Consider the following 20,545-nt stretch of genomic DNA (forward strand, 5'->3'; position numbering starts at 1 on the left):
TTCAGGTGATAAAAACGAATCAGTTTGGGTTAAAGCCTGGCGCTTACTTTTATGTTAAAAACCCTTGAAGTAAGGTAATTCGGTACGGCATATTGTGATTTAGTGTACACATCCCTCACCCACGTATTGGTGATGGAATTCTGATTGTCAAAAACATTGAAGATTTCAAAACCGATCGACAAATCCTTGAATTTCCTGAGCCAATGCCCTTCAGGACGGTTCGGGTTGTTTTCGGTCATTACGTAAGAAAACCCGACATCGGCACGGCGGTAATCATTCAACCGGCTTTGGTACACATAAGGGTCAGCATAAGAAGGGGAACCTCCTGGCAAACCGGTATTGTACACGAGATTGAGGTATAGTTTCATGCTGGGAATTTTTTTCATGAAATCCTGAAAAAGGATGCCGAATTTCAGCCTTTGGTCCGTCGGCCTGGCGATATAGCCTTTATTGTTGATGTTTTCTTCTGTTTTCATATACCCGAAACTGAGCCATGATTCGGTCCCTTTGACAAATTCCCCATTCAGCCTCATATCAAATCCCTGCGCAAAGGCTTTGGCATTATTATCGGCAGCATAACGGATCCTGACGTTTTCCAGCGTGTAAGGATTTACGTCAGACATCGATTTATAATACGCTTCTGAAACGAGCTTGAAAGGTTTTTCGCCCCACATCTGGAAACTGTATTCATTCCCGATAACGATATGCGCCGATTGCTGTGCTTTTACATCGGTATTGACAGCACCATCGGCATCCCGCAGTTCCCTGTAAAACGGTGGCTGGTGGTATAATCCGCCGGAAATACGGAACACCATATCTGTTCCTGCCCAATTCGGCTTGATGGCAAACTGCGCACGCGGACTGAATACAGACTGGCTTTTTGATTCCAATCCGTCGCCTGAAACCTGCCATTGGTGCATCCTGACACCGGCGTTGATGGAAAATTCATGTGCCCCGAGCATGCCTTTGCGGTTCCATTGTGCATATCCTGAAATCCTGTCTATGGTGACGTAATTCGTGGCGCGTACATTTTGATAAGGCACCAAAGGACCTGTATATGGAACGTAAGGTTGCTGGTTGTGTGGCAAATCGACTACCGGCGGGTTCAGTGAAAATCCTGCGGAATCGATTACTTCCCATTCTACTACACGGTCGCGGATGTCTTCTTTGGTGTATTTGATGCCCCATTCGATCATGTTGTTCTTGCGCTGCTCGCTCATTTTACTGCTGATGTCGAGGATTCCCTTCACTTCGGCATTGACAATCATGGCATCGAGGTCATTTCGTGCGTGGTTCAATTGCGAGCCAATGCCTTCGGTAAATTTCACCTCGCCGAAATCTTCGGAACCGATATTACTGTCGACTTCACCCAAACGGTATTGCGCAAGGATATCGAAATATTCCTGCTCCACAGTATGGTAGGCCGAGCCGATGAATTTTAAGGTAAACCTGTCCGTGGCCTTGAATTCTGACTTAACCGCGCCGAAGAACGTCTGGTAACGGTCTTTTTCCTGGCCTTCATAAAATATCTGCAATGCAATCGGTTCATCAATTGTACCGAAATTGGTCTGCCTGGTCAGTGGGGTATAGTCGTATTTATTCTGTGAAATGTTCCCAAGGAAACTCCACTGCCATTTGGTGGATGGTGTAAAAGTGACGTAGGTCTGCGCATCAACAAACGACGGATGGTAATTGGTTTCGGTCTCTTTACTGTTCACCAAAAGGCTGTTGTCACGGTAACGCACACCCGTTACGGCGGTCCATTTGCGGTTTTTGGAAACCAGGTCGACGGACATGGCCCCGCCGAGCAGGCTGGCATCGATCGAAGCACCGAATTTCGACGGGATCCTGTACGTAATATCCAATACAGATGATAATTTATCACCGTATTTTGCCTGGAAACCACCGGCGGAGAAATCGACATTTGAAACCAGGTCGGTGTTGGTGAAGCTTAAGCCTTCCTGTTGGCCTGAGCGCACAAGGAACGGGCGATAGACTTCGATTTCGTTGACGTATACAAGGTTTTCGTCATAATTCCCGCCGCGTGCCGAGTATTGCGAACTCAGCTCATCGTTGCCGCTTACGCCCCCCATAGTTTTCAGGATGCTTTCCACTCCAGGCATGGCGCTTGGGTTTTTACTGATGGTCCTCGGATCAATATTAACGATTCCTTCAAGTCTGGTGCGGGTTTTGGTATTGATGACGACTTCGGGCAATTGTTCCTCGTTGGTTTTCAGCACCGGGTTGAACTCGAAATTTTCGTTGGCTTTGAGGTTTAAGATAATCCTGGCCTTCTTTAACGTGACGTGGGTGAATTCCACGTAAACATCAGCATCAGCAGGGATGTTGATCACGTAATAACCGTTTTTATCTGTGGTTGCAGAAACGGTTGTTGTTTTCACATTCACGTTTGGCACCGGTTTCTGGCTTTCGTCAAGGACAATTCCCTGAACCCTTGCCGTTTGTGCCAAAGCGTTAAACCCTATCAATAAAAATAATGAATATATGAAGCTGAATCTTGTTTTCAAAGGCGAAGTTTTTATTGTTTTTTCCTAAAAAAATGCGTTTCAAAGATAGCAGAATTTCCCACATTATCTGAAACAACCACTTTTAAATCATTCCTGCCGTCCTGGAACATATTGTCTGCAAAACGGTGTATGATCCTCCTGTTTTTATAATCATATTCGAAAAGGATCCACTGCCCGTTAAGCCAGCCGTTATAGGTTTTAATACCGCTGAGGTTGTCCCTGATCGTCAGCTCAAGCGTGCTTTGCTTCGTAATCCATTTGCCTTCCTTGAAATTTGGATGTGAGATCACCGGCGCAACGGTATCTTTTGCGAGAACGAATTCCCCTAAATTCTTGGTGTATGATATGAAATTATTGCCTTTTCGGGTGGTGGGGTTGTAACTGAGTTTTTTACCTTCAATCGAGGCGATGAACATCTTATCGCGGTCTTTCTCAGGGGTCGACGTGTCTTCAAAAGTGATGGTAAAATTGGAATGTACCGGTACGGAGTCATCGGCGAGGGTAAGCTTTCCATCCTTAACATCAAAATTCAGGTAAAAATCATCGTAAAAAGTGTTGGCAGGAATAAAAACCGACACATTGTCTTTGGTATAATTATTATCATTGGCTGATTTAAGCAGGTAGGCTGTCTTTTTAACCCCAACCTTTTCATCGATTGCAGGCAGGTCCGAATATTCAATAGGCACATCAATTGAAATCGCATTACGATGCGCATCGCTGATTTTAATTTTATAATTCTGCGCGAGATTCGGTGTCGCTTCAATAATCCCGTTGCTTTTATCAGTGCGTATGATGCTCAGCGGATACGGCTGCTCCATATACAATTGCTGGATGCGCATTCCGGTGTTTTTGAGTTTGCCGTAATCCAGTAGCGCATTTACATAACGCCCTTCATCAAATGCAAAAGTGTCGAGCTGGTAACTGAAAACCGGACTTCCATTATTAAGTGCTTCTACCTGGTAAACGCCGCTTTTGGTATAGTTTGAATCCGTCAGATCATAAGTGCTGATCCCGAAGCCGACTTTGCCACTGACCAGGATTTTATCTGCAATATAGCTGCCATCGGGCTGTAGAGCCATATTGACAGTTTGCGGTTTGTGACATTGATTTACTACAGATTCCGCACCGATCGGGTAGACCATTAATGTGGTGATGACGGGCAGGCGCGTATCGGCAACCTGCTTATCAAACCCGAAAAGCATGGGGTTCAGGATTTTTTCAGAGATCGTATTGCGGATTTCAAAATGCAGGTGCGGACCGCCGGAACCGCCCGTATTTCCTGAAAAGGCAATCGTATCGCCTTTCATCACAGGTAATTCACCGGGGGCAGGGAACATTTCCACTTCGAAATTCTGCTGATCGTACTGCGCTTTTTTAATGTAAGCTTCAATAGCACCATTGGCTTTGGAAAGGTGTCCGTAAACTGTGGTGAAGCCGTTTGGATGATTGACGTAAATGGCTTTACCGTAACCGTAAGGAGAAATCTTGATCCGTGCCACATACCCATCTGCGGCAGCGTGGACAGGCCAGCCTTCCTTCTGCTGGGTCTTAAAATCGAGGCCGGCATGGAAATGATTGGCACGGATCTCACCGAAAGAACCCGAAAGGAATAAAGGAATATCAAGCGGCGAACGGAAATAATCTGTAGGATAGGGATTTTGGGCAAACAAACTGGCGGATAATAACAGGAAAAATAATAAGGTTTTCATAAGTGATTGGTTTTGGCTAATATATATCCCGCAATATAAAAATAAACTGTGGCTTACGGAACAAAACCTGCGGTTTAAAACTGCTTATTGCGTAAAATATTACGTTGCCTTCCAATAAAGTTTTGAAAAAATCCTGAAAATTATTGGTATAATAAAATAGAATACTAACTTTGTGAGATTAAGCGACGAATGGCAACTTTATGAGCGAAATCGCGGAAATTATTGATACTCTGGAAGCTAGGCTGCAGAAACTTTTGACAAAACTGGAAAGTCTTGAGAAAAGTGCTGAAGGATTAAAGCAGGAGTTAAAGCAAGCCACGGTGACCATAGAGGACCAATCCAGGGAAATTGAAACGCTGAAATCACAGCACGACACGCTCAGGATCGCCAATTCATTGCTTGGCAGTGATGAAAATAAAAGAGATACAAAGCTTAAGATAAATTCATTAATCCGGGAAATTGATTATTGCATTGCGCAATTATCCGATTAGCAGGTATGGACGAAAAGCTGAAAATTAAGATATCGATTGCTGACAGGGTGTATCCGCTTACGGTGGATTTCTCGCAGGAAGAAGGGCTCAGGAGCGCTTCGAGGAAAATCGATGTGATGATTAAGCAGTTTGAACAGAATTATGCTGTCCGTGACAAACAGGATGTTTTGGCCATGTGTGCGTTGCAGTTCGCGTCGCAATTGGAACAAAAACAGATTGACAACACTACGGGAAGTGATGAAACGAATGAAAGATTAAGGAAAATCAGCGATATGCTGGGTGACTATCTCGATAAGTAATACGTTCTTTACATAGACTAAGATACTGCCTACATTAGTTCAATTTGGTAAACTCAACACTAACAATTTAGAATGAGCAAATCACCGTTACTAAAGCAAGCTGCCATTACGGGCAGATCCTTGAACAACGGGTTAGCTCAAAACTTGTCTTTTCGAGTTTATTCATTCACCCTAATGTAGGCTTTTTTTATACATAAACACTAAACAAAAATGGACACAATTTTATTCATAATCATTTCCGTGATCGCTGGTATCGGCGGAGGATTCTTAATCGCTAAAACCCTGGAGAAGAAGAATGTCTCCACCCTTATCAAAAATGCCAGGAAAGAAGCCGCGCTGATCTTAAAGGATGCGAATGTTGAAGCAGAAAACAACAAAAAAGACAAGATGCTCCAGGCTAAAGAAAAATTCATCGAATTAAAGGCCGAACACGAACAGGTAATCCTGAATCGTGAGAAAAAGGTAGCCGAAATAGAGAAAAGGATCCGTGACAAGGAATCTTTAGTATCCAATGAACTGGCAAAAGCCAAGAAAATCAATGATGATTTTGAAAGCAAAACCAACGAGTATAATAATAAGATTGAAGTTCTTGATAAGAAACAGATCGAAGTTGAACGCATGCACAAAAGCCAGTTGGAACAACTTGAAGTGATTTCCGGGCTTTCTACAGAAGATGCCAAGAACCAACTGATTGAAGGGCTTAAAGCTGAAGCTAAAAGCAATGCGATGTCTTACATTCAGGACACTTTGGAAGAAGCCAAACTGACCGCACAGCAGGAAGCCAAGAAAATCATCATCAATACCATCCAGCGCGTTGGGACGGAAGAAGCAGTGGAAAACTGCGTTTCGGTATTCAACATTGAATCTGATGATGTAAAAGGAAGGATCATCGGTCGTGAAGGGCGTAACATCCGCGCGATTGAAGCAGCAACAGGCGTTGAGATTATCGTTGATGATACTCCGGAAGCGATTATCTTATCGTGTTTCGATCCTGTAAGAAGGGAAATCGCAAGATTGTCATTGCATAAGTTAGTTACCGACGGTCGTATTCACCCGGCAAGAATTGAAGAAGTGGTTGCCAAAACGACTAAGCAGATTGACGATGAGATTGCTGAAGTTGGAAAACGCACTGTGATTGATCTTGGCATCCACGGATTGCACCCGGAACTGATTAAAGTGGTTGGAAGGATGAAATACCGTTCATCATATGGACAAAACCTACTACAGCACTCGCGCGAAGTGTCAAAACTTTGTGGCATCATGGCGGCTGAATTAGGTTTGAACGTAAAACTGGCAAAAAGGGCCGGATTACTGCACGATATAGGAAAAGTGCCGGATACGGAAAGTGATCTGCCACACGCACTTTTAGGAATGCAATGGGCAGAAAAATATGGTGAGAAAGAAGAAGTTTGCAACGCCATCGGGGCGCACCACGACGAAATCGAGATGAAGTCACTCCTCTCTCCTATCGTTCAGGTCTGTGATGCGATTTCAGGCGCAAGGCCAGGCGCACGCCGCCAGGTATTGGATTCTTACATCCAGAGGCTGAAAGACCTTGAGGACATCGCATTCGGGTTCCACGGTGTAAAAAATGCTTATGCCATCCAGGCCGGACGTGAACTGCGCGTCATTGTGGAAAGTGAAAAAGTATCTGACGACCATGCAGCAAGCCTTTCGTTCGATATTTCACAGAAAATCCAGACCGAGATGACTTATCCGGGCCAGGTAAAAATTACAGTAATCAGGGAAACAAGGGCGGTAAACATCGCGAAGTAATTTCCCCCTTTATATAAAAAATAAAAAAGCTCCTTAAACGGAGCTTTTTTTATGCAGTAAATATTTTATATATATCCGATTCGTTGATCGGCTTCAGGAAGTAATTTGCAATTTCGCTTTCAAAATCCTTGGCCTTGTTGATGTCAATATTATCATTTGATGAAGTGACGACATAAATATCAGTATGAAGTTCAAATTCTTCACGGAACTTCCGGAATTCCTCCAGGAACTGCCAGCCATCCATAATCGGCATGTTAATGTCGAGCAGGATCAAATCAGGAAATTCATTGGCATGTAATTTTTGTTTTAAGGTGTCTATCGCATCCGATCCATTTTCAAAAAAAGAAGGCGTCAGCCTGATGTCATTCTTGTTTAATAAATTCTTTAAAATAAAATGGTAGATTTTATCGTCGTCCACCACGAACAGGTCTTTGTATTTAATCATTAAAATATATTTTGAAAATGGTGCCTTTATTCACCTCGCTGTCCACGGTAATCCTACCCCCCATGGCTTCAATCTGGTTTTTTGACATGAATAATCCCAATCCTCTTGAATTGGGGTGTTTATGAAAAGTTTTATACATTCCGAAAAGCGCATTCCCATGCTTTTCCAAATTAATTCCCAATCCATTGTCGGCGATGGAAAGCACTTTTTTGCCATCCTCGCGGTAAAAATTGTAATGGATCAGCGGCGTTTTATCAGGATGTGAATATTTTACAGCATTGGTTGAAAAATTCAAAAGGACGCTTTCGAGATAAGCAGGATTAAAATATACAGTTTCCTCACCTGGGATATCGATGCGGTACTCGACGTTATGGCGCGCAAACTCCTCCGTAAGCAGCGTCAGCATTTTCCTGAGGTAATCGCGCAGATTCAAGTGTTCCCGCACCGGCTTGAGATCCGATTGTATTTCGACGAGTTCCTTAAGATTTGCAATGGTTTCCGCAAGATGGTTTGAATTCGTCCGAAGGTGCATCATGCTTTCATTGCGCAGCTCCTCATCATTTTCATTTTCAATCAAATCCAGCAGCATCTTGAAATTCCCGGCGTGCGAACGCAGGTTGTGAGAGACGATGTGGGCAAAATTGAGTAATTTCTTGTTCTGCTCACTCAAAAGCTGCAAAGTCTTCTGCAATTCGTTTTCCTTCTCAATCCGCGCCGATATGTTGCTGTGCGTCCCGATAACACGTAATGGTACACCGTTAATATCGCGATCGATGATTTTGCCACGGCTCAAAACCCAGCGGTATTCTTCGTTTTTCGTAAGAACCCTTTGCAGATTCTCATAAAAAGGGGTGTGGTTTTCTAAATGAAGCTGAATGTCATTCCGGTATTTTTCCTTGTCTTCAGGATGGATCCTGTCGTCCCAGACATCAATGTCAAGAATGGTATCTTTTTCATCGAAATCGAGCATTTTCATCGATTGTGAAGAAAAGAAGACCTTGTTCGTACGCACATCCAGGTCCCAGATTCCTTCGGAAGACGCTTCAAGCGCAAACTGGTAGCGTTCTTCTGAAATCTTCAGTTTCAAAGCCTGTATGCGGCTGTCGGTATGGTCATTGATGCGGCCGTAAAAAACCAGGCCGCCTTTCAGGTCTTCTTCGACGGTAGCCCTGACCTTGAACCATCGCAAACCTTTTACAGGCAGATTGCAGCGGAATTCAAAAACAAGGTTGTGCATGTTTTTCCTGGCATTGGCTATCGCTTCCATCAGCCTGTCAAAATCTTCCGGGATAATCTTGTTCCTTAAAACATCGATGGTGTAATAGTTTATTTCCTCATCTGTAAGCTCGAAGTGGTTGATTACCGATTCGCTCATAAAAGGGAAATTAATCCTTCCTTCCCCAGAAATGGTCATCTGGAAAATGAGGTCGGGAACCTGGGATAAGAGTTTATTGTAGAAATTGATCTTATCGTCCTGCTGTAAAGAATCCGCAAAGAAATCTAATTTCATCTATCGATTTAAAATAGGACGGGCTTCCGAACTATCATTGGTTTTAAGATTTTTACAAAAATAGAAAAAATCCGTTAAAAACCTATTTTCTCGGATGAAATGCATTAATTACCTGCGCAAGGTGCTTTCTGTCAAGATGAACATAAATTTCTGTAGTCGTAATGCTCTCATGCCCAAGCATCAACTGGATCGATCGAAGATCGGCACCGTTCTCGAGCAAATGCGTGGCGAAAGAATGCCGGAAGGTATGCGGACTGATTGATTTATTGAGATTGATTTTTTCGGCAAGTTTCTTTATGATCGTAAAAACCATGGCCCGGGTCAGCTTGCGCCCGCGACGGTTCAGGTACAAAGTATCTTCGTGCCCTTTTTGTATGGGCAAATTCGGCCTGACATTTACCCTGTACAGTTCAATATATTTTTGAGTATGATTGCCAATGGGCACAAAACGCTGCTTATTTCCTTTTCCGGTAATACGGATAAAACCTTCATCAAAAAATAGGTCTGAGATTTTCAAATCGACTAATTCGGAAACGCGCAAACCGCAACCGTATAATGTTTCGAGCATCGAGCGGTTCCTTTCAGCTTCATTATTGTCTTTCTTACCAAACCCGATAGCACCGATCAGCCTGTCAATATCTTGAACAGAAAGCGTAGCAGGCAATTTCCGACCGATTTTGGGCGCTTCAATGAGCTCCATCGGGCTGTCTTTGCGGTAATCTTCAAAAATTAGATAGCTGAAAAAGCTTTTCAAACCGGAAATGGTACGCGCCTGGGAACGGGCATTTACAGCTTTGGAAATATGGTAAATGAATTGCTGTATTTGTTCCGAATCAATTTTTACCGGAGAGATATCGATTTGATTTTCGTCCAGGAAAAGGCATAACTTTTCAATATCAAGCGTATAATTATTTATCGTATTGGCCGACAATCCCCTTTCTATACGAAGGTAGGACTGGTAACTCTTAATGAATGGAAGCCATTTGTTCATAGTACAAATAACGTATTTATTGCGCATAAAAAAAGCCTCCGTTGGGAGGCTTTCATTTTTTATTGTCTGCAAATACTAGAAGTGCAAAGCAAATCCAACACATACCTGGAACATACCGTCTTCAGTATATTTATCATTCAGGCTTGAGTTATACCTTACACCTGGCTCGATAGATACATTTTCGCCAAGGAACCAAGCATATCCAGCCTGTACACCTAGGTAAGAAGGCGTTTCAGCGTCTGGTCCTGCCTCATAGATATCTCCTGAAGCACCAGTGTAATCAACCTGTACTGGAATCATTCCCAGGATATAGTATTTTGCACCAATTTTGTAAGCAAAACCACTTCCGTCAACTGTTCCGTCATCGAAAGAGTTGTAACCGATACCTGCTTTAATAGCAAGGTTATCCATAATGAAATAACCAGCTTCAGCACCAAGGTTCATTTCTTTAATGTCTCCTTGTGAATTGTAGCTGAAACTTGTGTTAGCACCACGGATAGCACCAAAACCTGTGTTAGCTTCAATTAACCATTTTCCTTTTGCAGTCTGCGTGCCAGTGCTGGCAGCTTCCTGAGCATTTGCAAAACCGAAAGCCAATAATGCAACAGCTGATAAAATAATTTTTTTCATAATTCTGTTTTGTTTTTAAATTAACTGAAACAAATTTATAGCGTTTCCATTTTGCAAAAATTAACAAGTATTAGGAGTTATCAACAGAGTTGTTAACAAGTTATAAACAGCGGCACTGATTTAAAATATTGTTAATTTACTTGACCTCCTAATCTAATCGGATTAAATTCGTAGGAAAGTTGTAAAAACCATTTAACCTAAAAAATGCAATTATGAAAAAAGTAATCTTGTTAACAATGTTTCTGATCTTAGGCTCTGTGTCACATGCCCAGGGTGTACATTTCGGTATTAAAGGAGGAGCTAACTTTGCCAACGTGGACGGTGACCTTAGCAACAGTAAAAGCATCACCAGCTTTCACGGCGGTATTTTTGTAGAGCTCAACCTGACGCCGAATTTCTCAATCCAGCCGGAAGCGCTTTATTCTTCGCAGGGCGCAAAAGTGGAAGGTTTTGATGATGTAAATTTCAATTATGTCAACATTCCGGTGATGGCACGGTTTTATGTTTTGCCAAAAGTACTGAGTATCGACGCAGGTCCCCAATTCGGTTTCCTGGTTGATGATGATTATGGGAATATCCCGGGCGATTACAAGTCAAAGTCTTTTGATTTTGCCATCGGTGCCGGTGCCACTGTAAACATCGCAGCAGGCTTTTTCGCTTCGGCCCGTTACAATGTCGGATTGACAGATGCTTCGGACGAACCGGGAACAGAAATCAAGAATATGACCGCCCAGTTATCGCTTGGTTATAAATTCTAAGCTCAGATTAAAAATATTAAAAGCCGATTCTTTCCGAATCGGCTTTTTTATTTAAACCCAAAAACATATTTTTACCAAAACAACCCAAACCATGAAAATAGCCATCATCAATGGCCCAAACCTGAACCTTTTAGGGAAGCGAGAACCTGAAATTTATGGCAGCCAGACTTTTGAAGATTATTTTGACAGCCTGAAAAATCAATTCCCAAACGTCGAGCTTACCTTTTACCAAAGCAACATTGAAGGCGAGATTATCAATTTCATCCAGCAATCCGGATTCCATTGTGACGGCATAATCCTCAATGCTGCGGCCTATACACACACTTCTATAGGTATAGGCGATGCCGTAAAAGCCATTGCAGCGCCAGTAATTGAACTACACATTTCCAACACATTCGCAAGGGAAGAATTCCGCCATCAATCGTTTGTTTCCCCAAACGCAAAAGGCATTATTATCGGTTTCGGATTGCAGGGTTATGCCCTGGCGATCCAATCTTTTTTATAGCCTGGTGCAACCATTTCCTTACTGATCTCGTCAACATACAAAACAAAAAACCAATAACCCACATGAAACAATTATTTACGCTCTTACTTTTATGCCTTGCCTTTACCTCATCGGCACAGATCCGGGGAACGGTTACAGACGACCAGAACGTTCCGCTTCCTTTGGTCACCGTACTGATTGAAAACACTTACAACGGCACATCAGCCAATGACCAGGGACAATATGAACTTAACATCACCAGGCCAGGCAAATACACGCTCATTTTTCAATATTTAGGATTTAAGACTAAGAAAGTTACCGTCAATATCGACAAATTCCCATTTATTCAAAATGCGGTGCTTTCAGAAGAAAACCTGTCCCTTTCCGAAGTGGTAATTAACACCAAAGACAATCCCGCAGACCGCCTGATTAAAAAAGCCATCGCGGCCAAAAAGGAAAATTCATCAAAAACCGCGCGTTATACAGCCGATTTTTATTCGCGCGGAATTTTCAAACTTAAAGATATGCCGAAGAAAATTTTCGGTGAAGAAGTAGGCGATATGGACGGCATGCTCGATTCAACCGGAACCGGCATCTTATACCTTTCTGAAACGGTTTCAAAAATCACTTTTGAAAAACCGGACAACCTTAAGGAACGCATCATTGCTTCAAAAATCAGCGGAAATGACAATGGTTTCAGTTACAATACGGCTGGAGCGACGGTTTATGATTTTTATGACAATACGCTGAAATTCGGGATTAATGTGATTTCCCCGATTGCAGACAACGCCTTTAATTATTATAAATACAAACTCGAGGGTAATTTTACGGATGAAAACAACAATATCATCAGTAAAGTACGTGTAATCCCGCGTCGTGATTCCGAACCGGTTTTTGATGGATTTATTTATATCGTGGAAGATTCCTGGGCGATTTATGCAGTCGACGTTGATATAAAAGGATACCGCATCAAGCAGGAATTCCTCGATACGATGAAACTGGTGCAGAATTTCGGTTACAACCAAAACAATAAGATTTGGTCGAAGAATACACAAAGCCTTGAGTTTACGGCGGGTATTTTCGGGATTAAATTCAATGGTAAATTCAGTTATGTATACACCAATTATGATTTCAAAGATGCTTTTGCCAAAAAAACTTTCACCAATGAGATCGTAAGTTTCGAAGACAATTCGAATAAAAAAGATGACACGTACTGGAACAGCAACAGGCAGATTCCGCTGTCAGATGAGGAAAGTAAGGATTATGTCAAAAAAGACAGCATCTATAAAGTGCGCAATTCGAAAACGTACCTCGACTCGATTGACAAAAAAAATAACAGGTTCCGCTTTTTGAGCCCGATAACGGGTTACCGTTATGCTAACAGCTATGAGAAACGATCTTTTAATTACCAGGGATTGCTTAACCTCGGTTCATTAAGTTTTAATACCGTACAGGGCTGGAATATCGGCTCCGGATTTTCATACCGCAACTGGAAAGATGAGGAAAAAGGCAGGTACACTTCGGCAAATGCTGTTTTCAATTATGGCTTCGCCGAAGACAGGCTGCGTGTAAAGGGCGACTATTACCATCGTTTCAACAACCAGAATTATGCGTTTGTGGCTGTTTCGGGAGGAAGTACGGTGAGCCAGTACAATCCCGAAGAACCGATCGGGAAGTTGGTAAACTTGATCAGCACGCTGTTCTTCAAGGACAATTACATGAAACTATACAATAAGGAATATGCGGGGATTACTTACGGCAGGGATATCGCAAACGGACTCAATCTTGCAGGGCGTATCGAATACCAGCAGCGTAAGGCCTTGGTAAATAATACAGATTATACGGTCCTTAAAAACGACGATTTGTATACTTCGAACAATCCGCTGGATCCTTTCAATGATGTGCCGGCTTTTGCTACGCATCATTTGACAAAAGGATCGGTGTATGCAAGGATCAATTTCGGCAATAAATACATTACAAGGCCGGATGGGAAAATCAATTTACGCAACCAGGATTACCCGACACTTTTCCTGACTTACGATAATGCTTTCGGTGCAAGTAAAAAGGAATATGAATACCAATTGCTTTCAGGTCGTATTTATTATGATTTTACGGCGGGGAACAAAGGCACTTTTTCATTCAATATTAAAGGTGGAAAGTTCTTTAACGCCGATGATATTTCGTTTATCGATTACAAACATTTCAACGGAAACCAGACCCATATTGGCAAAGACGAGCGTTACCTGAATGTATTCAACCTGTTGCCATATTATGCAGCAAGCACGAATGATTCTTATTCTGAAACCCATATCGAATATGACGACAAAGGGTATATCATCAACAAACTTCCTTTATTGAACCTGCTTAAGGCGAAACTGATCCTCGGCGCGCACAACCTTGCCGTTCCGGACAGGAAACCGTACCAGGAATTTACGGTAGGACTGGACAATCTTGGTTTTGGGAAATTCAGGATGCTGCGCGTAGATTATGTCAGATCATACCAAAACGGCTTTATAGGCGATGGTGTGGTTTTTGGGTTAAAGTTTTTGAATATTCTGGAGTAAATTGATAATGAGAAAATTAAATAATTAGATATAATTTGACATAGTCAATAAAAAATCCCGTCACTGCGACGGGATTTTTATTTATACATAACGATAAGCATTATCTCATTTTCTAATCATCTTATTTTTAATTTTCTAATTGGATTAATCCTCCCGCTGGATCCTCGCACCAATTGCCCTCAACCTCGCTTCAATATCCTCATAACCGCGGTCAATCTGCTCTATATTCTGTATGGTACTGGTCCCTTTTGCGGAAAGCGCGGCGATCAGCAGGGAAATTCCGGCACGGATATCAGGGGATGACATCGTAGTGGCTTTAAGTTGCGATTTAAAATCATGCCCGATAACAACAGCACGGTGTGGGTCACATAACATAATTTTCGCACCCATATCAATCAGCTTGTCTGTAAAAAACAAACGGCTTTCAAACATCTTCTGGTGGATTAAAACGTCTCCTTTTGCCTGCGTCGCCACGACGAGAACAATACTCAATAAATCCGGCGTAAAGCCCGGCCATGGCGCATCGGCAATAGTAAGGATGGAACCATCAATATCGGTTTTGACTTCATAGCCATTGGTGTGTGCGGGAATATAAATATCGTCGCCTTTCCTTTCCAAAGTGATGCCCAGTTTACGGAACGTATTTGGGATAATCCCCAGATTGTCCCAGCTGACATTCTTAATCGTGATTTCACTTTTGGTCATCGCGGCAAGCCCGATCCAGGAACCGATTTCAATCATGTCGGGTAAAATAGTATGCGTACAGCCGCTTAATTTTTCAACGCCTTCAATCTTCAGTAAATTGGATCCGACACCGGTAATTTTGGCACCCATCGAGTTTAGCATTTTTGACAATTGCTGCAAATAAGGTTCGCAGGCTGCGTTATAAATCGTAGTGGTCCCTTTGGCCAAAACCGCTGCCATGACAATATTCGCAGTCCCTGTAACCGATGCTTCGTCTAACAACATATCGGTTCCCTGCAATCCGTCTGCGGCTTCTACGCCATAAAAATGGTCCTCACGGTTGTAGCGGAATTTAGCACCCAGGTTGATGAATCCTTCAAAATGCGTATCGAGCCTCCTGCGCCCGATTTTATCACCGCCAGGCTTTGGAATATAACCACGCCCGTAACGCGCCAATAAAGGCCCGACGATCATAATCGATCCACGCAGCGAACCGCCTTCTTTCTTAAAAGCTTCGGTTTCGAGATAGCCCACATTTACTTCATCGGATTGAAACGTATAAGAACCTTTACCGATTTTTTCAACTTTTACGCCAAGGTTCTTAAGCAGCGTAATGAGTTTATTGACATCAATAATGTCGGGTATATTATTAATCGTAATTTTTTCGGGCGTAAGCAATACAGCGCATAAAATCTGTAAAGCTTCATTTTTTGCGCCTTGTGGCGTAATTTCTCCTTTCAGCGCAACCCCGCCTTCAATCTTAAAAGTTCCCATCTTATTAATTGTGAATTTTGAAATACGAATTATGGATCGGCTTTGCCAAACCTATCATTCGTAATTCCGAATTTGAAATTGTTATTGTATTTTCCTGTTTTGGTTTTTGTATGTGGGATTTTGCTTCCCGTTTTTATTGATTTTCGGCTTTTGCGCAACCGGTTGTTGGTTTTTGTTTGATACTTTTTTATTGGTACGCATCAGGTCAACCGTATCGAGCAATTCCTCGGAGCCGTTCAGCAGGTCGATTTTCCCGCCCGAAAGTTCATACAAATGCTCAAAAATCACATCATCTTTCACTGTATCCTTATTCCAGCTGAGGTATGATTTTTTCATATGGTTGGCAATCACCTTTATCAGCGCATTTTTCAGATCCGTATCTTCCCAACTGTTGGCGACATCGATCATGTATTTGATGTTGTTGCCGTAAAAGCGATATTTCGGGTAGTTTTGCGGATAAGGCAATCCGTCCGGTCTCAGCTGCAGTACTTCGCGCGACGGGATCGGATATGGGGAATCGACATCAAGCTTAAAATCAGACATAATGAAGATCTGGTCCCATAATTTATGCTGAAAATCTGGCACATCCCGTAAATGCGGATTGAGGCTACCCATCACCTGGATGATATATTTTGCCGCCTTATTGCGTTCCTCACGGTCTTCAATAACGACGGCCTGCTCTATCAGTTTTTGCAGGTGGCGGCCGTACTCCCTGATGATCAGGTGCGGACGTTCGGCGTTGTATTCGAGTTCATTTACAACGTCATTTGCGTTTTCCTTGATATATTTCTGGTTCATTTATAAAGAAATTATGCCTTCAATGTTAGACAGCGCAACATATTTTTCAATCACCGCTTCAGGGTTGCTCATCGTGACATTCACGGAAACAGACGTGTATTTTCCTGTTTTTGACTGATGTGTCGAAATTACGGCACCAAGGTTGTTAAAGGCATTCTCCACTTCCCTGATTTTTGCAGCATCCGTCGGGACGATAAATTTATATAAATATTCTGAAGGCCAGCTGCTTGTTGTGGATAATTCTTCCTTTAAGCGCACGTAAAATTCTTCTGTTTTCTTATCCATTTAATTAAAATAAACGCAAATATACAGTTTTAGAATAGATTTCAGGTTAAGCGTTCCACCAATCCGCTTTTATCTCATTTTCCAATTATCGAATTTTCTAATTATCAAATTATTAAATTTTCTAATTATCTCACTATCTTTGCGCCTTATTTTCAAAAAGTGGATAAGGAAATTGTTGTGATTATCGGCGGTCCCGGAACTGGTAAAACTACCATCATTGACGGGCTCACGGCAAAAGGATACTGCTGCTATCCCGAGATTTCGCGCGAAGTGACCCTTGAAGCAAAAAAACAGGGTATCGAACAATTGTTCCTTGAAAATCCACTGCTGTTCAGCGAATTGTTGCTTGAAGGCCGCAAGAAACAATTTGTCAATGCCTGCGCAGAATCACACGACATTGTATTCCTTGACCGCGGCATTCCCGATGTTTTGGCTTATATGCATTATATTGGTGACAGTTATCCGGCACATTTTGATGCCGCCTGCCGCGAAAACACCTACACTAAAATTTTCATCCTGCCACCCTGGGAGGAAATTTATGAAAGCGATGACGAGCGCTACGAAAATTTTGAACAGGCAAAACTCATTTACAGCCATTTAACCGAAACTTACGAAGGTTACGGATACCATCTGATTGACGTACCGAAAGGAACCGTTGAAGAACGCATCGGTTTTATTCTGGAAAACCTGAAGGTCAAGGCCTAAAGTCTCGTTTGCAATTTTCCTTTCAGAAAGGATTATCTTTATCCTGATAAAATTTACTGAACCCCGAATTTACAATTCGCAATCCTTTAATTCCTGATTATTCCCGCCATGTCCACAGCCGTAGAAATCCTCAAAAAATATTGGAATCATGACAGTTTCCGCAGTGCGCAGCAGGAGATCATCGATTCGGTTCTGGAAGGCCGCGATACTTTTGCGCTTTTACCCACCGGTGGCGGAAAATCGATTTGCTTCCAGGTTCCGGCCATGATGAAAGACGGGATTTGCCTGGTCATTTCGCCTTTGGTCGCCTTGATGAAAGACCAGGTTTCGAATCTTGACAAAAGAAACATCAAAGCCATTGCACTGACCGGCGGGCTCCATACTGATGAAATATCCGATCTGCTTGACAATTGTGAGTTCGGGAATTATAAATTCCTGTATTTATCGCCGGAAAGGCTGCAGTCAGACTGGATCATCGAGCGCCTGAAAAACCTTCCCATAAACCTTATCGCGATTGATGAAGCGCATTGTGTCTCGCAATGGGGGCATGATTTCCGTCCGGCATATCTTAAAATCATCAATCTCAAAACACATTTCCATAAAATCCCTTTTCTGGCACTTACCGCTTCTGCCACTGAAAAAGTTCGGGGGGACATCATTTCACAATTGGGAATGGAGCAGGTTGCCGTTTTCCAAAAATCGTTTGAGCGCAACAATATCGCCTATATGGTTTTTGAAGCGGAAGACAAGCTACACCACATTTCCCGGATCCTGAAAAAAAACCCGCAGCCTTCAATCATTTACGTCCGAAACCGCAAATCCTGCCACGATACCGCTTCGCAACTGCAATCGCTGGGGTTTTCGGCCACCTATTACCATGGAGGGCTTTCGGCATCTGAAAAATCAAAGAACATGGCGTCCTGGATGGACGAAAAAAAGCAGGTTATTGTAGCCACCAACGCGTTCGGAATGGGCATTGACAAAGCAAATGTCAAAACTGTTATCCACATCCAGCTTCCTGAAAACATAGAGAATTATTACCAGGAATCCGGGCGCGCGGGACGGAATGAAGAAAAGGCCTTCGCGGTGCTTTTGTTCAGCCCGTCGGATCCGGTACAGGCGGGAAATCAGTTCATTTCAGTATTGCCGGATAAGGAATTCCTGACCAGGATGTTTATTAAATTGTGTAATTATTTACGCATTGCTTACGGAGAAGGCATCGATGAAAATTTTGGTTTTAACCTGAATCATTTTTGCAGCCAATATGAATTTCCTGTCTTAAAAACCTACAATGCTTTACAGTTCCTGGACCGCCAGGGCATCGTAACACTCTCGCAGGAATTTTCGGAAAAAGTATCGGTGCAGTTTGTCATTGATTCCAAGGAAATATTGCGGTACATGAGCCTGAATCCGAAGGAAGAACCTGTAATCGCGTCTATATTACGGAATTACAGCGGCATTTATGATTCACCATCGGCTTTGAACTTAAGCCTCATTGCAAAGAAAAGCGGGGCATCTGAAAGCGATATCATACAGGTACTGAAAAAACTCGATGATCGTGGACTCATTGATTACAAAGCCAAAAGCAACGATGCCACTTTGGTTTTTAATGAAATACGCGAAGACGAAAAGACCATCAACCGGGTTTCGAAATATCTTGAGAGGCAAAATCAGCAAAAAAAGGAGCAGCTTCAGGCTGTTTTAGAATATGTTACCAATAAAAACACGTGTAAAAGCCGTTTGATCCTGAAGTATTTCGGGGAAAAAGATGCAAAGGATTGCGGCATCTGCTCGTATTGCATTTCGAAACAAAAGAAACCATCATCGGGAGTTTCAATCGCCGCTGAAATCCATCATTTACTGCAATCGCAGGCATTAAATTCACGCGAAATCCAAAATCTTGTCAAACATCCGGCAGACGATATTATCTTTGCATTGAAACAGCTGATCGACCATCATGTCATTGAAATTGGCGCCGACAACAGATATACCTTAAGCAAAAAATGAGAAAATTGAGAATTGTATTCATGGGTACGCCGGAATTCGCCGTCGGAATCCTCGACACCATACTTAAAAACAATTATGACGTGGCCGCGGTGATTACGGCACCGGACAAACCGGCAGGCCGCGGGCAGAAAATCAAATATTCGGCGGTGAAAGAATATGCTTTGGAACACCGCCTGAAAATCCTGCAGCCAACGAACCTGAAAGATGGCGCTTTTTTACAGGATTTGAAAAGCCTTGATGCCAATCTCCAGATCATCGTAGCGTTCAGGATGCTTCCGAAAGCCGTTTGGGAAATGCCTGAATATGGCACATTTAACCTGCATGCCTCGCTGCTTCCACAATATCGCGGTGCTGCGCCAATCAATTGGGCGATCATCAACGGAGAGACCAAAACGGGCGTGACGACATTCTTTATTGACGATAAGATCGATACCGGTGCGATGATCCTGAGTAATGGGATTTCGATTTTCGAAAATGAGAATGCCGGGCAGCTATACGACCGTTTGATGGAAATCGGGAGCGAAACCGTCATCGATACTCTAAAACTGATTGAATCCGGCCCTGTAGAAACGCATATACAAACCAATTCGGCTGAATTAAAAACCGCTTACAAGCTTAACCGCGAGAACTGCAAAATCGACTGGAACCTGCCCGGGAAAGCAATCCATGACCTTATAAGGGGTTTGTCTCCTTATCCGGCAGCCTGGTGTTTTTTTGAGGATGGGAATGAACCGCAGTCCATTAAGATTTATGAGGCTGCGTTTGAAAAGGCAACTCACAACATCACTGCCGGCTTGATGAAAACCGACAAAAAAACGATTCGGGTAGCGGTTGCTGATGGTTACGTCCATATTTACAGTCTGCAGTTTCCGGGAAAGAAAAAAATGACCGCTTCGGAATTGCTGAATGGGATGACTTTCGGAGAAGACGCAAAACTCAGCTGACCTTGCGCCAATACTGAGATGAAGCTGTTTTCGAAAAAAACAAACAAGTTTATCAACAAATGAATTGACTTATCAACAAAAAAGCGAAAATCCGTCCTGAACGCTTGCACAGTAAGGAATTCCTGCTAAATTTGTTTCTATTAACAGAATTTTTAACCAACAA

At 42.7% G+C, this 20,545-nt stretch carries 18 protein-coding genes and 1 other RNA gene; 10 read left to right on the forward strand and 9 right to left on the reverse strand.

The features are described from left to right. Nucleotides 1-29: 29 nt before the first annotated feature. Together HYN49_RS14890 and HYN49_RS14895 are read right to left on the reverse strand one after the other, a co-directional pair. Nucleotides 30-2,528: a TonB-dependent receptor gene (locus HYN49_RS14890; RefSeq protein ID WP_108904855.1), complete on the reverse strand. Its 2,499-nt coding sequence runs from the start codon at nucleotides 2,526-2,528 to the stop codon at nucleotides 30-32. A gap of 11 nt (nucleotides 2,529-2,539) precedes the next feature. After that, the gene (locus tag HYN49_RS14895) at nucleotides 2,540-4,237 is read right to left on the reverse strand and encodes a M23 family metallopeptidase (protein WP_108904856.1); all 1,698 of its coding nucleotides are present in this window, start codon (nucleotides 4,235-4,237) and stop codon (nucleotides 2,540-2,542) included. 200 nt (nucleotides 4,238-4,437) lie between these two features. Between HYN49_RS14895 and HYN49_RS14900 the strand changes: the two genes are divergently transcribed. The 4 genes from HYN49_RS14900 to rny all read left to right on the forward strand — a co-directional run bounded on the left by HYN49_RS14900 (nucleotide 4,438) and on the right by rny (nucleotide 6,803). Continuing rightward, nucleotides 4,438-4,728, forward strand: a complete 291-nt coding sequence (locus tag HYN49_RS14900; protein WP_108904857.1) for a hypothetical protein — start codon at nucleotides 4,438-4,440, stop codon at nucleotides 4,726-4,728. A gap of 5 nt (nucleotides 4,729-4,733) precedes the next feature. Next, the gene (locus tag HYN49_RS14905; RefSeq protein WP_108904858.1) at nucleotides 4,734-5,027 is read left to right on the forward strand and encodes a cell division protein ZapA; all 294 of its coding nucleotides are present in this window, start codon (nucleotides 4,734-4,736) and stop codon (nucleotides 5,025-5,027) included. Nucleotides 5,028-5,078: 51 nt separating this feature from the next. Then, nucleotides 5,079-5,187, forward strand: a non-coding RNA gene (ssrS, locus tag HYN49_RS14910) — 6S RNA. Nucleotides 5,188-5,237: 50 nt separating this feature from the next. Further along, on the forward strand, nucleotides 5,238-6,803 hold the full coding sequence (rny, locus tag HYN49_RS14915) for a ribonuclease Y (RefSeq protein ID WP_108904859.1): 1,566 nt from the start codon (nucleotides 5,238-5,240) through the stop codon (nucleotides 6,801-6,803). A gap of 49 nt (nucleotides 6,804-6,852) precedes the next feature. Here the strand turns inward: rny and HYN49_RS14920 are convergent, their stop codons facing one another. The 4 genes from HYN49_RS14920 to HYN49_RS14935 form a co-directional block, all read right to left on the reverse strand. After that, entirely contained in the window at nucleotides 6,853-7,248 is a 396-nt protein-coding gene (locus HYN49_RS14920; protein ID WP_108904860.1) for a response regulator, read from the reverse strand. Next, nucleotides 7,241-8,758 (reverse strand): PAS domain-containing sensor histidine kinase, encoded by a 1,518-nt coding sequence (locus tag HYN49_RS14925; RefSeq protein ID WP_108904861.1) that lies wholly within the window; start codon nucleotides 8,756-8,758, stop codon nucleotides 7,241-7,243. The genes HYN49_RS14920 and HYN49_RS14925 overlap by 8 nt, the downstream gene beginning before the upstream one ends. Before the next feature lie 82 nt (nucleotides 8,759-8,840). After that, nucleotides 8,841-9,749 carry a site-specific tyrosine recombinase XerD gene (xerD, locus tag HYN49_RS14930; protein ID WP_108904862.1) on the reverse strand — a complete coding sequence of 303 codons (909 nt, stop codon included), beginning with the start codon at nucleotides 9,747-9,749 and terminating at the stop codon, nucleotides 8,841-8,843. A 75-nt stretch (nucleotides 9,750-9,824) separates the two neighbouring features. Further along, nucleotides 9,825-10,379: an outer membrane beta-barrel protein gene (locus HYN49_RS14935; protein WP_108904863.1), complete on the reverse strand. Its 555-nt coding sequence runs from the start codon at nucleotides 10,377-10,379 to the stop codon at nucleotides 9,825-9,827. Between the two features lie 212 nt (nucleotides 10,380-10,591). Between HYN49_RS14935 and HYN49_RS14940 the strand changes: the two genes are divergently transcribed. The 3 genes from HYN49_RS14940 (at nucleotide 10,592) to HYN49_RS14950 (ending at nucleotide 14,185) form a co-directional block, all read left to right on the forward strand. After that, nucleotides 10,592-11,137, forward strand: coding sequence for a porin family protein (locus HYN49_RS14940; protein WP_108904864.1), 546 nt, complete (start codon nucleotides 10,592-10,594; stop codon nucleotides 11,135-11,137). A 91-nt stretch (nucleotides 11,138-11,228) separates the two neighbouring features. Then, nucleotides 11,229-11,642 carry a type II 3-dehydroquinate dehydratase gene (gene aroQ / locus HYN49_RS14945; protein ID WP_108904865.1) on the forward strand — a complete coding sequence of 138 codons (414 nt, stop codon included), beginning with the start codon at nucleotides 11,229-11,231 and terminating at the stop codon, nucleotides 11,640-11,642. Nucleotides 11,643-11,704: 62 nt separating this feature from the next. Then, nucleotides 11,705-14,185, forward strand: coding sequence for a DUF5686 and carboxypeptidase regulatory-like domain-containing protein (locus HYN49_RS14950; RefSeq protein ID WP_108904866.1), 2,481 nt, complete (start codon nucleotides 11,705-11,707; stop codon nucleotides 14,183-14,185). A gap of 144 nt (nucleotides 14,186-14,329) precedes the next feature. On the opposite strand, the gene murA is transcribed toward HYN49_RS14950, so the two are convergent. From murA to HYN49_RS14965, 3 genes are all read right to left on the reverse strand, one after another. Next, nucleotides 14,330-15,643 (reverse strand): UDP-N-acetylglucosamine 1-carboxyvinyltransferase, encoded by a 1,314-nt coding sequence (murA, locus tag HYN49_RS14955; protein ID WP_108904867.1) that lies wholly within the window; start codon nucleotides 15,641-15,643, stop codon nucleotides 14,330-14,332. A gap of 81 nt (nucleotides 15,644-15,724) precedes the next feature. Further along, complete coding sequence (locus HYN49_RS14960; protein WP_108904868.1) at nucleotides 15,725-16,441, reverse strand: DUF4290 domain-containing protein; 717 nt, start codon at nucleotides 16,439-16,441, stop codon at nucleotides 15,725-15,727. Further along, nucleotides 16,442-16,726: a DUF493 family protein gene (locus HYN49_RS14965; RefSeq protein ID WP_108904869.1), complete on the reverse strand. Its 285-nt coding sequence runs from the start codon at nucleotides 16,724-16,726 to the stop codon at nucleotides 16,442-16,444. It lies immediately after the preceding gene. 159 nt (nucleotides 16,727-16,885) lie between these two features. On the opposite strand from HYN49_RS14965, the gene HYN49_RS14970 reads away from it, so the two are divergent. From HYN49_RS14970 to fmt, 3 genes are all read left to right on the forward strand, one after another. Next, a complete protein-coding gene (locus HYN49_RS14970; RefSeq protein WP_108904870.1) occupies nucleotides 16,886-17,431 on the forward strand; it encodes an AAA family ATPase in 546 nt (181 codons plus the stop codon). 108 nt (nucleotides 17,432-17,539) lie between these two features. Next, a complete protein-coding gene (locus HYN49_RS14975; protein WP_108904871.1) occupies nucleotides 17,540-19,438 on the forward strand; it encodes a RecQ family ATP-dependent DNA helicase in 1,899 nt (632 codons plus the stop codon). Beyond that, nucleotides 19,435-20,382 (forward strand): methionyl-tRNA formyltransferase, encoded by a 948-nt coding sequence (gene fmt / locus HYN49_RS14980; protein WP_108904872.1) that lies wholly within the window; start codon nucleotides 19,435-19,437, stop codon nucleotides 20,380-20,382. The genes HYN49_RS14975 and fmt overlap by 4 nt, the downstream gene beginning before the upstream one ends. Nucleotides 20,383-20,545: the final 163 nt, after the last annotated feature.

It is taken from the genome of Flavobacterium pallidum (genome assembly GCF_003097535.1).
Lineage (GTDB): Bacteria > Bacteroidota > Bacteroidia > Flavobacteriales > Flavobacteriaceae > Flavobacterium > Flavobacterium pallidum.

Excerpts from the sequence above, each read along its gene's own strand:
- HYN49_RS14940 (WP_108904864.1), top strand. The coding sequence starts at position 10,592 with ATGAAAAAAGTAATCTTGTTAACAATGTTTCTGATCTTAGGCTCTGTG.
- HYN49_RS14975 (WP_108904871.1), top strand. The coding sequence starts at position 17,540 with ATGTCCACAGCCGTAGAAATCCTCAAAAAATATTGGAATCATGACAGT.
- HYN49_RS14925 (WP_108904861.1), bottom strand. The coding sequence starts at position 8,758 with ATGAAATTAGATTTCTTTGCGGATTCTTTACAGCAGGACGATAAGATC.
- aroQ (WP_108904865.1), top strand. The coding sequence starts at position 11,229 with ATGAAAATAGCCATCATCAATGGCCCAAACCTGAACCTTTTAGGGAAG.
- HYN49_RS14900 (WP_108904857.1), top strand. The coding sequence starts at position 4,438 with ATGAGCGAAATCGCGGAAATTATTGATACTCTGGAAGCTAGGCTGCAG.
- HYN49_RS14950 (WP_108904866.1), top strand. The coding sequence starts at position 11,705 with ATGAAACAATTATTTACGCTCTTACTTTTATGCCTTGCCTTTACCTCA.
- xerD (WP_108904862.1), bottom strand. The coding sequence starts at position 9,749 with ATGAACAAATGGCTTCCATTCATTAAGAGTTACCAGTCCTACCTTCGT.
- HYN49_RS14935 (WP_108904863.1), bottom strand. The coding sequence starts at position 10,379 with ATGAAAAAAATTATTTTATCAGCTGTTGCATTATTGGCTTTCGGTTTT.
- HYN49_RS14895 (WP_108904856.1), bottom strand. The coding sequence starts at position 4,237 with ATGAAAACCTTATTATTTTTCCTGTTATTATCCGCCAGTTTGTTTGCC.
- HYN49_RS14920 (WP_108904860.1), bottom strand. The coding sequence starts at position 7,248 with ATGATTAAATACAAAGACCTGTTCGTGGTGGACGACGATAAAATCTAC.
- HYN49_RS14965 (WP_108904869.1), bottom strand. The coding sequence starts at position 16,726 with ATGGATAAGAAAACAGAAGAATTTTACGTGCGCTTAAAGGAAGAATTA.
- HYN49_RS14960 (WP_108904868.1), bottom strand. The coding sequence starts at position 16,441 with ATGAACCAGAAATATATCAAGGAAAACGCAAATGACGTTGTAAATGAA.
- rny (WP_108904859.1), top strand. The coding sequence starts at position 5,238 with ATGGACACAATTTTATTCATAATCATTTCCGTGATCGCTGGTATCGGC.
- HYN49_RS14905 (WP_108904858.1), top strand. The coding sequence starts at position 4,734 with ATGGACGAAAAGCTGAAAATTAAGATATCGATTGCTGACAGGGTGTAT.
- murA (WP_108904867.1), bottom strand. The coding sequence starts at position 15,643 with ATGGGAACTTTTAAGATTGAAGGCGGGGTTGCGCTGAAAGGAGAAATT.
- fmt (WP_108904872.1), top strand. The coding sequence starts at position 19,435 with ATGAGAAAATTGAGAATTGTATTCATGGGTACGCCGGAATTCGCCGTC.